At 37.8% G+C, this 12727-nt stretch carries 11 protein-coding genes and 1 riboswitch; of the genes, 4 read left to right on the plus strand and 7 right to left on the minus strand.

What is annotated here, in order from left to right:
- Positions 1-30: 30 nt before the first annotated feature.
- From ptsP to auxA, 5 genes are all read right to left on the minus strand, one after another.
- Entirely contained in the window at positions 31-1752 is a 1722-nt protein-coding gene (gene ptsP, locus P3U61_RS08290) for a phosphoenolpyruvate--protein phosphotransferase (protein WP_015728953.1), read from the minus strand.
- Positions 1752-2018 carry a phosphocarrier protein HPr gene (locus tag P3U61_RS08295; RefSeq protein WP_015728952.1) on the minus strand — a complete coding sequence of 89 codons (267 nt, stop codon included), beginning with the start codon at positions 2016-2018 and terminating at the stop codon, positions 1752-1754. The genes ptsP and P3U61_RS08295 overlap by 1 nt, the downstream gene beginning before the upstream one ends.
- 163 nt (positions 2019-2181) lie before the next feature.
- Positions 2182-2712, minus strand: coding sequence for a hypothetical protein (locus P3U61_RS08300; protein ID WP_014614263.1), 531 nt, complete (start codon positions 2710-2712; stop codon positions 2182-2184).
- A 60-nt stretch (positions 2713-2772) separates the two neighbouring features.
- Positions 2773-3942: a class I SAM-dependent rRNA methyltransferase gene (locus P3U61_RS08305; RefSeq protein WP_015728951.1), complete on the minus strand. Its 1170-nt coding sequence runs from the start codon at positions 3940-3942 to the stop codon at positions 2773-2775.
- A 135-nt stretch (positions 3943-4077) separates the two neighbouring features.
- A complete protein-coding gene (gene auxA / locus P3U61_RS08310; protein ID WP_015728950.1) occupies positions 4078-5409 on the minus strand; it encodes a lipoteichoic acid stability factor AuxA in 1332 nt (443 codons plus the stop codon).
- 365 nt (positions 5410-5774) lie between these two features.
- On the opposite strand from auxA, the gene graF reads away from it, so the two are divergent.
- From graF to P3U61_RS08330, 4 genes are all read left to right on the plus strand, one after another.
- The gene (gene graF / locus P3U61_RS08315) at positions 5775-5906 is read left to right on the plus strand and encodes a glycopeptide resistance-associated protein GraF (protein WP_020219576.1); all 132 of its coding nucleotides are present in this window, start codon (positions 5775-5777) and stop codon (positions 5904-5906) included.
- Positions 5907-6747: 841 nt separating this feature from the next.
- Positions 6748-6847, plus strand: a riboswitch (TPP riboswitch).
- A 124-nt stretch (positions 6848-6971) separates the two neighbouring features.
- Positions 6972-7547 carry an ECF transporter S component gene (locus tag P3U61_RS08320; protein ID WP_014614267.1) on the plus strand — a complete coding sequence of 192 codons (576 nt, stop codon included), beginning with the start codon at positions 6972-6974 and terminating at the stop codon, positions 7545-7547.
- A 12-nt stretch (positions 7548-7559) separates the two neighbouring features.
- On the plus strand, positions 7560-8963 hold the full coding sequence (locus P3U61_RS08325) for an ABC transporter ATP-binding protein (protein ID WP_323695686.1): 1404 nt from the start codon (positions 7560-7562) through the stop codon (positions 8961-8963).
- Positions 8960-9751, plus strand: coding sequence for an energy-coupling factor transporter transmembrane component T family protein (locus tag P3U61_RS08330; protein WP_063278785.1), 792 nt, complete (start codon positions 8960-8962; stop codon positions 9749-9751). Before P3U61_RS08325 ends, P3U61_RS08330 begins: the two co-directional genes overlap by 4 nt.
- 218 nt (positions 9752-9969) lie before the next feature.
- Here the strand turns inward: P3U61_RS08330 and purD are convergent, their stop codons facing one another.
- Positions 9970-11223: a phosphoribosylamine--glycine ligase gene (gene purD / locus P3U61_RS08335; RefSeq protein ID WP_063284642.1), complete on the minus strand. Its 1254-nt coding sequence runs from the start codon at positions 11221-11223 to the stop codon at positions 9970-9972.
- Positions 11224-11240: 17 nt separating this feature from the next.
- Positions 11241-12719, minus strand: coding sequence for a bifunctional phosphoribosylaminoimidazolecarboxamide formyltransferase/IMP cyclohydrolase (gene purH, locus P3U61_RS08340; protein WP_063284641.1), 1479 nt, complete (start codon positions 12717-12719; stop codon positions 11241-11243).
- Between the last annotated feature and the right edge of the window lie 8 nt (positions 12720-12727).

The raw sequence follows: 12727 nt of genomic DNA on the forward strand, positions 1-12727 counted from the left end.
AATGACTCAATCTCTTTTTATTTGATTCAATTAAGCTTTTGTTGTTTTCGCTTTTACTAGGTCAACAACTTCATCAACAGTTGCGCAATTTAATGCACGGTCTGCTAATTGCACCATTTCAGTTCGGCTTAAATCTTTAATTTGACGACGCGCTTTTAAGATAGAAGTTGCACTCATTGAGAACTCATCTAATCCTAAACCAATTAATAATGGAATTGCTGTTTCATCGCCAGCCATTTCACCACACATACCTGTCCATTTGCCCTCTTGATGAGAAGCGTCAATCACTTGTTTAATTAAACGTAAGATTGAAGGGTTATATGGTTGGTAAAGATAAGAAACACGTTCTGACATACGGTCTGCAGCCATTGTATATTGAATTAAATCGTTTGTACCGATACTGAAGAAATCCACTTCTTTCGCAAATACATCTGCAAGTGCGGCTGTTGCTGGGATTTCAACCATGATACCTAATTCGATATCGTCGCTCACTTCTACGCCTTCTTGTTTCAAGTTTTCCTTTTCTTCAAGAAGTAACGCTTTCGCATCACGGAACTCTTGAATTGTTGCCACCATTGGGAACATAATATTCAATTTTCCGTATGCTGAAGCTCTTAATAGTGCACGTAATTGTGGACGGAAAATTTCTGGTTGATCTAAACATAAACGAATCGCACGGTATCCTAAGAATGGATTCATTTCTTCAGGTAAGTTTAAATATGGTAGCTCTTTGTCGCCACCGATATCTAATGTACGTACGACAACGCGTTTACCTTCCATTGATTCGAGCACTTTTTTGTATGCTTCAAATTGCTCATCTTCAGTCGGCATGTTGTCGCGACCCATGTAAAGGAACTCAGTACGGTATAAACCGATACCTTCTGCGCCATTGTTGTGCACACCTTCTAAATCATTCGGTGTACCAATGTTCGCTGCAAGTTCTACTTCGTGTCCATCCAATGTTTTTGATGGTTCATCACGTAATTGTTTCAACGCTTCACGATCTGCAAAGAACGATTCACGCTTGTGTTGATACGCTTTGATTTCATCGTCTGAAGGATTAACAATAACATCCCCTGTTAAACCGTCGACGATAACCATGTCCCCTTGTTGTACAGATTCAGAAATTGATTTTGTACCTACAACAGCAGGAATCTCTAATGAACGACTCATAATTGCTGAATGTGAAGTACGACCACCAATGTTGGTAACGAATCCTTGAACATATTGTTTGTTTAACTGTGCAGTATCTGATGGCGTCAAGTCGTGAGCCACAATGATGACGCTTTCATCAATGATACTCGGATTTGGTAATTCCACCCCTAAAATGTGCGCTAAAACACGTTTAGCTACGTCGCGGATATCCGCAGCACGTTCCTTCATATATTCGTTATCCATTGATTCGAAAATAGTAATGAAGTTTTGTGTCACTTCAGTTAATGCTTGTGGTGCACTTGCGCTTTCATTTTTAATTTTCTCTTCAATTGGTTGAATTAACTCAGGATCATCTAAAACGAGTAAATGTGCGTCAAAGATAGCCGCTTTATCCGCACCTAATTGTTCCTCTGCATGATTACGAATTTTCGTTAATTCAATTTTAGAGTTATTCAGCGCCTCATTAAATTTTTGGACTTCCGCTTCCGGTTGGTCCGTCTTTTCGTTACTAAAACTTAAATCGGGTTCTACGAGCAGATACGCCTTGGCAATAGCAACACCATCAGAAGCTGCAATTCCCTTAATAATATTTGACATTATTTTGTTAATCCTTCTTTAGATAATACTTCAGTGATTGCGTCGATTGCGCCTTTTTCATCGCTACCATCAGCATAAATTGTAATTTCTGCGTCTTTACCCACACCTAAGCTCATAACACCCATGATAGACTTTAAGTTAACTTTTTTACCGTTATACTCTAATTGAATATCTGAATCGAATTTTGAAGCTGTTTGAACAAGCATTGTTGCAGGACGTGCGTGAATACCTGTTTCGTCAATAATTACATATGATTGTTGTTCCATCTGTCATCTTACTCCTTCTACTTCTAGATTTACTAGCATAAATTATATTTAACTTCGCTACATAGCATTACATTACCAAATTCTATTGTTAAATTCAATTCGTAAATGCCCCGCCATCTCTTTTTTAACGGCATTCATAATGCTTTGTGATTTTTTTTACAAGCTACAATAATGATTTTACTACATTTTCGCATTTTTGAATATGGTCTTTGCCGACTTTAACCATAAAATAATAACTAATAGATGCTGACACAGCTTGTCCGACAATTGGGAACCAGCGTGTTTGTTTCGCAGCAGTTCGCTTAGCTACATCACGTATAAAAACTTTCAACAAACCGCTCGACACTTTTTTACCAATTAATTGACTGCCTTGAATACCCGCTGCCATTAAGATACGATTTTTCATGTCATCACTCATTTGGTTCACTTGTTGATGATCTAAGCCATAAATTTTATTCACATCTTCAATGACATCGCGCATCAATTTCATGTCCATCCCAAAATCAAATCCCGGTATGGGCACAACGGTTGCACCTGAAGATAACAACGCTTTTTTTCTCACAAGCACTTCTGCACGTTCGCGTCTTGCACGTATCTCTTGTACTGATGCCGGTAGCGCGTCTTTTCGATTAATCGTTTCAATATCTAGTACTTTATTACCTAATGTTTCAGAAATTTTTTGTTTAAAATTCATCTTCCATACTCACCTCATTATGAAAATTCTTCACATCTATACCCCTTTTAACAATTTTTACTACTTGATTGTAATAAAAATAACTTTCAGATACTTCGACGGTTTATAGTGTGGATGTGTTTTAAAATCTTTTGGCAAGCCCATGACTTCATTCATTTCATACGTGAACCCTTGATTTTCAATCGTTTGTTTGACCATATTTTTAAATACCTTTAGCGAATAAGCACTATGATTCGTGCTCAATACGAGACTGCCACCTGGGTTCAAAATACTAAGTGCCCCTTCAATTAACTTGTCATAGTCTTTTGTCACAGAAAATGTTTTCTTTTTATTGCGCGCAAAACTCGGTGGATCGATGACAATCGTATCGTAAGTCAAACCATGGCGTAGTGCGTATTTGTAGTAATCGAACGTATCCATCACGTAAATATGTTGTGATTTAGGATCAATACCATTCAAACCAAAGTTCTCTTCAGTCAACTGACGTGAGCGATTAGCCAAGTCCACGCTCGTTGTTTGACTGTCAGCTGTTGCAGCGATAACCGAAAATGCCCCTGTATAACTGAATAAATTGAGTAATTGGCGTCCTTTAGCATAATAGTCTCTAATCTTTTTACGCACTTCTTTTTGGTCTAAGAATATCCCCGTCATCGGACCGTCATCAAGATGTACATTGTAAAACGTGAAATTTTCTTCAACGACAATCGGAAACTCCGGTGCTGTCCCCGTTACAAAACCGCCTTCAATAGATTGATGTTTAAAACGCGTTTTTTCATATATAGACGTATAATTATAAATCTTTTTAATCGCGCTCACAATTTGTGGACGAAAATGATAAATCCCTTCTGAGTACCATTGAATTAATAAGTGGCCATCATAGTTGTCAATCGTGAGACCACCCACGCCATCGCCTTCACCATTAAATAGACGAAATGCATTGGTGCCTTCAATTTGATAGTAATACTGACGGACTTCGAGCGCTTGTTCGAACAGTTGCTCAAAAAATGCTTGATCAATCACTTCATCTTCTTGATACGTTAATATCCAACCTAATCCTTTATGCTGATGCCCTACATAACAAGTCGCGATATAGACGTTTGTTGAAGTCAAGAGATGAAAGACATCCCCTTCTTCTAATTGATCATGCTGAAATAAATCCTCTTCCTCCACAAGTGGGTACTGATTGAAATATTTTTCTTCCTTACCTTTATTTAAAATAGCTGTCTTCATTTTATCAGCCTTTCTTTTCTTATCATTATTCTGATTTTAACACGGATGATTTCACAATGATATCTTTCACCCAAACACGCCATTATAAAAAGGACTAGGAAATGGTCTCCCTAGCCCTCATCAAGTCAAGCATTATTAATGTTTTTTAACTTGTGTATCCACGGGTTGTCTCAATTGTAAGACGAACGCGACAATTGCTGGTACTAACATTAATACAAGAATCGGTGTAATGAAAATAGATAATAATAGTCCGTGGAACAAAATGACAATGTATTCCGTTAACAATTTGAAGAATAAAATACTGATCATGAAAAGTTGTAAATAATAATACTTACCTCTTAACATTCTCACTACAGTTGTAAAAATAAAAACAATCGCCACGATGAGTAATAACAGCAAGCTCACCCATTCATAAACGTATTGCGTTTGAGATAACTGCCAGTCCCCTGACATAAATAGCGCATTACGGTTATTGAACTCTAGTAATATAAAGAATAACAGAATCACGCCACAAGCAATCATGACATAATTGCGGTTCAACCATTTAGGTCTTATTTTAAGAAACGTCGGAATGTCATCTTCTTCTAGTTTAGCCCATGAAAACCATTTTTTTCCTAGTGTTTCTCGCTTTTGACGTAACTTCTCTAAATCAATACTACGGCGTGTGCGACGTGAAATACCATGTGTGAATTCAGCCGTACGATCTTGAAAGTCTTTGAAATGGTTTTTAGAAGTATTCGTAAATTGATACTTTTTACTTCTTGAATACGCATTCGCTTCACCAGTGATTTCTTCTTCAGACACTGGTAATGCACGACGTAAAAAGAGAAAATTCCATACTGCCATTTGTCCTATCAACCATAAAACTACGAAAAATGTATTAATACTCAGAACGTCAATCGATGCAACATCTTTCGCTTCAATACGGGCATAGAGCGCTATTTGTGTAAGGATGTAACAAAGCCCATAACTGAATATAATCCATAAATAATGTTCTTTACGGTGCAATGGATTTAGTTCGTCTTTGTATGTGATATAACCAATATGTACAAGAAATGGAATAATAAAAATAAACGCAATCCAACCATAAACTTGAGACATGAAAATTAATGTTAATACGAAGAAAATAATGCCGACGAGTAAAAATAATATTGAAATGTCATAATCAAATCGTGTTGTATTCGTTAATGTCCGACCAATTAAAATCATTAAAATTCCAAACAATAAAATAACAATGCCGCTCGCAAGTGGAATGTCACCAATATATCGACTCATGACTCGAATGATTTCATTAAAGAATGCCATAATAAAATCCCACAAATTGTCGATGTTTGTGCTCGGTTGTTTGCCTGACTTAAACTGTTGAATGAGTGGAATATTAATAAAAATAATGATGCTTAATAAAATTGAAAGTCCACCGATAATATAGCTATAAATCACTTCGGTGTATTTGTTTAACAAAGACATCCTCTCACCTCAAAGCTATTATATACGAACTCTTGTCACCTGTCTTTATATTTCAAAAATATCAGTCTTCAGAATGACCTATTAAATTTAATCCATAATACTATAATAAAACGGATTTATTTTCAGTTTCAAATATCTTAATTATCTATGTGTTGTTTTTACCTTAAAATGATGCGTTAAGTATATCAAAGTTCATTTATTTTTATACGAGAATAGGAGATAAAATATTTAATATGTCTCTATAGCTAGGCGCACGTGATGTCCAATCCTCATTTCTGTATACATTTAATAAGGCGATGATGTTTAGGTTGTGCACATAAAGGTTATATTGATGATACAAACAATTTGAAAGGTAGGCGTTGGAAATGGGTGAAAAAGATATTAAAAAAGCTGCAGAACAAGCGAAGGATAAAGAGAAAGAATTGAAAGATAAGACTGAAGATGCGAAAGATGGTGCAGAGAAAACGAAAGATGATATTCAAAAAACATTTGAGTAAACTTTAATTTATGTTTAATGTGTGAGGAACAGGATGATTATGGCCTGTTCCTTTTTTCGTTTTAAATTATTTCTTTTTCATTTGTTTAATTTCATCGTTTCTTACAGATTGACAAACTAGCTCTTGCTTTCCCAAGGTCTTGACTCAACTAAGTTTGGCTTGATTTAAGTGTAAACTTGAGAGAAACCAAATTGGATTTTGGGAGCATTACAGAAATCTCATGTGTAACAAAGATTTCGTTTTCCTGCCCCCACAAGACTGAGTGGCCTTCTCAAAAATGCAAACATTGAGACTTAGGCAGCTACGTCGCTAAACAGTAACCACTATTAGAGTAAAGAAGTAACTATGAGTCATATACACGCATCCCTCGGGAGTCTCGAGCCGTCCCGTCAACCTTCAACGAGTCTCATTAACTATGATAGTGAAATGCTTTTAATGAAAAAATTAAATTCACCTCTCCTCAAATCGCTCGCCTCGTCATCAAAAACAAATTCTAACTTTGAATATGCATATCATCTTTATTACTTTAGGCTGCAGATGCTGGCAATTGTTTAAGTAGCTCAACTCTGACATAGACAGTGAAAGATTTTGAAAACTACGTCTAGTGTTTTTCTTCAAATACTGTCATTTATTGATGCACACTGATGTTGCATTTATCAAAATTCATTGGGGTCACTGTCGTATCCTACTTTATGCATATGAACTCACAGTGAGATCTTTCGTATTCATTTTTTCAATATATACATTTTTAATGGTTTAGGGTTTTTCAAATTTGAATCATCAGCCGTTTGAAACCTTGACTTTTCAATATTCTAGGTGTACATTGACATTATCAATTAAATACGCACACTAGGGGTGTGAAAGCTGAGATGAGGTGTCACCTCAAACCCTTTGAACCTGAACTAGATGATACTAGCGTAGGAAAGTGTTTTGTTATGATATGTATATTGTGCGGTGGACTTATGTCTGTCATACCAATAACGTATCCATATATCAATGAGCACATGATGCGCCTATCTTCAGTTTAAGATATGCGTATTTTTTATTTTTGGGAGGAATTTACATATGAAAAAAGGCTTAACGTTGTCAGACATCCTCGTCACTGTACTCGTATCCGTGATCTTTGCAGTGATTTATAATTTATGGTGGGCTGTCACAAATACTTTACAGCCATTAGGTTTACATCTTGATCAATTAATGTATGGTATGTGGTTTAGTGCTGCAGTCGTTGCATATCTCATTATTCCTAAAATGGGGATTGCATTATTAGCTGAATTTGCTGCAGGTGCTGGCGAAACAATTATGATGGGACGTTTTGATATCCCAACAATTATTTACGCTTTACTTCAAGGTTTGGCATGTGAGATTATTTTTGCGATTTTCCGCTACAAATCACGTGCTTTTATGGTCGCTATCCTTGCAGGTATGGCAGCCGCAATCATTAGTTTACCTATCGACTGGTACTATGGTTACTTAAATGAAGTTGCGACTTGGAACTTAATTCTACTGATTGCTTTTCGTATTATCAGTGGTGCTATATTAGCCGGTGTGTTCCCATACTTACTCGTTAAGGCATTGGATCAGACTGGCGTAACGAAACTGTTTCGTCCTGCTTCAAAAGACGATTACGATGCATTATAAGGGTGACTTATCGTGTTAAAAGTTAAAAATTTACGTTTAAAATACCCGAGCGCAGATTATAAAATTTTTGACGGGATTGACGTAGAAATCAAAGATAAAGAAAAAGTACTTTTACTTGGGCCATCTGGTTCGGGTAAAAGTACGTTACTCAATGTATTAAGTGGCATTGTGCCGAACTTAATTGATTTACCAATGAAATATGATGCATTAGAAATTGCTGAAAATTCAGGTGTCATTTTCCAAGACCCGGATTCGCAGTTTTGTATGCCACAAGTGAACGAAGAGTTAGCCTTTATTTTAGAAAACCAACAAATTCCACGTCACGACATGGACAGCCGTATCCATGAAGCATTAAATCATGTCGGTCTTGATGTAAATCCAAAGCAACGTATTCATCAATTAAGCGGCGGTATGAAACAAAAATTAGCGATTGCGGGAACGTTACTTCAAGGGGCAGATACATTGTTTCTTGACGAACCGACTGCGATGTTAGATGTAGAAGCGACCGAAAATTTATGGAATCTTTTAAAGGATTTGTGGGAGGACAAGACCGTACTCATTGTCGAACACAAGGTAGAACATATTTGGCAACATGTCGATCGTGTCATACTGATGAATCATCACGGCCATATTATCCAACAAGGCACGCCTGAATATATTATGGCGCATTACGAATCTTTATTAAGTGAATATGGTGTGTGGCATCCAAAAGCGTGGTCACATGCACCTATGCCTCAACATCCCGTTCAATCTACTGCTCAAAATTTTTATTTTTCATTCGAACAAGGCGCGATACAAAGGGGCCGTCGTACATTATATGAAGTAGACGCATTACATATTGAACCGAGAGAATGGATAACACTCACTGGGAAAAATGGATCAGGTAAGACATCGCTATTAGAGTCGATGATGCAATTGATACGTTATAAGGGGAACATGCATTATGGCGGGCAGAAATTAACTAGAATTAAAGATGCCGCGCAACATATGTTTTTAGTGTATCAAAATCCTGAACTGCAATTTATACAAAATAGTGTGTTTGATGAAATATGGGTCAACTATCACCATATGGATCCTGAACACGCGAAAGCAAAAACTGCAGAAATGTTAGCACTACTTGATTTGGAGCATGTGTCGAGTCAACACCCATTTGAATTATCTATGGGGCAAAAACGTCGACTGAGTGTCGCTACCGCACTAAGTACCAATGCAGATATTATTTTATTAGATGAACCGACATTCGGCTTAGACAGTCACAATACGTTTAAATTAATTGAATTGTTCCAAAGTCGTATTGCGCAAGGTCAGACGATTTTAATGGTCACGCACGACGCACATATTATCGAACGTTACCCTACTCGTCGGATAGAAGTCAAAGAAGGCAAACTTTATGAAGTCGAGGAGGTGCGCACATGATTGAATCTTGGAAAACACGTCACACGTTCATGGATGATGTGAATATCGTCACCAAATTGTTTTTAGGCGTCGCACTTTTCTTCTTCATTATTTTCGTTCATCATTTTGACGTCATGATTTATCTTGCGACATTGATGCTCATTTTTATGTTACTCGTTGCAGGGACAAAATGGAAAGTCGTCTTGACGTTCACAATACTCGCAACCTTTTTCGCCCTCACCTCTTCGTTATTTATGATCTTTTACGGCGATGGGCAACATGAATTATTGAAATTCGGCTTCGTCAACATCACGACGGAAAGTCTTGTGCGTGGATTGCATCTTTCATTCCGGACGATGACTGTGAGTTATTTTGGGTTGTCTATTGCCTTTACATCACAAGTCATTATGATTTTTTACAGCTTGATGCAACATTTAAAAGTAAAACCGAAAATTGCCTATGCTTTTATGGCGGCATTTCGTATGATTCCCATCATGTTAGAGTCACTTTTTCAACTACGCAACGCCTTAAAAATGCGTTATCAAATGATTGATAACCGCAACTATTCAGGCTTCAAACGTCTGAAACATTTATTAATTCCATTGCTCAGTCAAAACATCAGAAAAGCGCATCGTCTATCTGTAGCGATGGAGAAAAAAGGCTTTAAAGATGGACCACGGACGTATTATTATCATGTCCCGTTTAGTTATAAAGACTTGATTCTGATTGGGCTCACTGTGGTCATCGTTATACTCGCATTTACATTCGCACAAATATTACCGATAACTGGTATTACTGATGCACGTTAATCGAACTGAGATTTTGCGTTTTCATGATCTCGACGATGTGAAAAGGCAGGTCTAGATTTCCTTTTTAACTTTCCCGTATGACCATCTGCAAAGGAAATCGTTTCCCTTTATTGATTTTTGATAGTCAATAAAGGGATTTTTATTTTTTATTCAACCCAAAAAAGCGTAAAATCCTTAGTCATTTTACCTAAAAGATTTTACGCATCTTTAATGTTCATTCAATATTCATTCGCTTTAATCGCTTTATGGGCAATGTCTTGACGATAGAATAAACCGTCACTTTCAATTTTTTCGACACGTGCATAAGCTGCTTGTTGTGCCGCTTCGATTGTCGCGCCTTCACCAATCGCCAGAATCACGCGTCCACCTGATGTGACATAGTGTTCTCCATCATGTGTTAAACCACTGATAAAGTATGCGCCTGGTTCATCTTCAAAACCTTTGACAGTTGCACCTTTTTCATATGCACCTGGATACCCTTTTGAAGCGAGCATAACACCTACAACCGCATCATCTTTCCACTTCATATTGATCGGTGCTTTTTCATCTAATTCAACGATGTGCGCCATGAGATCACTTTCTAAACGTGTCAATAATACTTGTGCTTCAGGGTCACCGAAACGTGCATTAAATTCAATGACTTTCGGCCCTTCTTTGGTTAAAATCGCACCGATGTATAATAAACCGAAGAAATCATGCCCTTCTGCTTGCATCGCTTTGGCAATCGGTTGCGCGATTTTGTCATTCGCTTCATCTAAGACACTTTGACTCATATGTGGTACAGGACAGTACGCACCCATACCGCCTGTGTTCGGTCCTTTATCTTGATCATACGCACGCTTATGATCTTGCGCAATTGTATCGAATGGAACAGCGTAATCACCATTGACAAATGTCATGAGTGAAAATTCTTCCCCTTCTAAAAATTGTTCGAATACGACTTTACTATTCGCTTCTGGATATAATGTTTCTACCGCTTCACGTGCTTGTTCGCGTGTTTCAGCAATGATGACCCCTTTACCTGCTGCGAGTCCATCTTTTTTCAACACAATCGGTAATTCACACGTTTCAATGTATGCCACTGCTTCATCTTTTTGGTCGATTTCTCGGTATGCAGCAGTTGGAATATCATATTTGGCCATGAGACGTTTCGCAAATGACTTTGATCCTTCGATTTGAGCCGCATCTTGGTTTGGACCAAATACTTTAATGTCTACCGCTCTTAATGCATCAGCTAAGCCATCTGTCAACGGCTGTTCAGGTCCAATCACGACCCATGTCACATCATGTGCTTGTGCAAATGCGACGATTGCTTCATGATCTGATTCTGCAATCTCACCGTGTACTTCAGCCACATGGGTCATTGCAGCATTGCCTGGAATGGCATAAACATGTGAAACTAATGGCGATTGATTTAATTTGTGTGCGAGTATATGTTCACGTCCCCCGCCACCAACGACTAATACGTGCATATTCGATATCCTCCTTATTAATGTTTAAAGTGACGCATGCCTGTTGTCACCATAGCAATACCATAGCGATTCGCCATATCAATAGACTCTTGATCTTTAATCGAGCCACCTGGTTGAATAATTGCTTTAATACCTGCTTTTGCTGCTGTTTCGACAGTGTCACCCATTGGGAAGAAACCATCTGATGCTAAGACGACATTGTCATTTATTTCAATCGCACGGTCAATCGCAATTTTAGCTGAGCCTACACGATTCATTTGGCCTGCACCGATACCGACTGTCTGCTTGTCATTTGCAAGGACAATCGCATTACTTTTCACTGATTTCACAACTTTCCATCCTAATAATAATGCGTCCCATTGTTCCTTCGTCGGTTTCACATCTGTCACAACTGTCATGTCAGCTTGTGCTACATCAAAACGGTCTTTATCTTGAACTAAATAACCGCCTGAAACCGATACAAATTCTGTTGCATCTGATTCTTCAGTCATTTCAATTTCAAGTAAACGAATATTTTTCTTCTGTTGTAAAATATTTAAAGCAGCTTGTTCGAATTTTGGCGCAATAACGACTTCTAAGAAAATCGCATGTAAGTCTTCTGCGAGTTCAGCTGTGACTGGACGGTTTAATGCGACGATACCACCGAAAATAGATTGACTGTCCGCTTCATACGCATGTGTGTACGCTGCATGAATGTTTTCGCCTGTACCGACACCACAAGGATTCATATGTTTTACCGCGACCGCTGCAGGTTGTTCGAATTGTTTCACTAAACTTAGTGCCGCATCCGCATCTTTAATATTGTTGTAGCTCAGTTGTTTACCGTGTAACTGTGTCGCGCCCGCAATCGTATTTTTCGCTGTAGATGTACGAATAAACTGTGCAGATTGTTGTGGGTTTTCACCGTAACGTAATTGTTCAAGTTGATGCCCAAAAAATTGTGTAATCGCTTGATCATATTCAAATGTATGTTGGAATACTTTAATCATTAATGACTTGCGGAATGCTTCATCTAAAGAACCGTTTTGAATGCGTTGAATGACTTCATCATAGTCTGTTGGGTCAACAATTGTTGTGACATGTTTGAAGTTTTTCGCAGCTGCACGTAACATCGTTGGACCACCGATATCGATGTTTTCAATCGCGTCCATTTCAGTGACGTCTGGATTTTTCACCGTTTCTTTAAATGGATATAAATTCACAACGACCATATCGATTAAATCAATATTTTGTCCTTTTAATTGCTCAAGATGTTCTGGTTTGTCACGATCTGCTAAAATACCGCCATGCACAGCTGGGTGTAATGTTTTCACACGACCATCCATAATTTCTTCAAATTGTGTCAGTTCAGAAACCGATGTCACCTTGACACCCGCTTCGTCAATTGCACGGAAAGTCCCGCCTGTTGAATACAACTCATAACCTGCTTCAACGAGGGATTGTGCAAATGGAACAATACCAGTTTTGTCTGAAACACTTAAAATTGCTTTTTTCATAATTGATG

It is taken from the genome of Staphylococcus pseudintermedius (assembly GCF_034042775.1).
GTDB classification, from domain to species: domain Bacteria; phylum Bacillota; class Bacilli; order Staphylococcales; family Staphylococcaceae; genus Staphylococcus; species Staphylococcus pseudintermedius.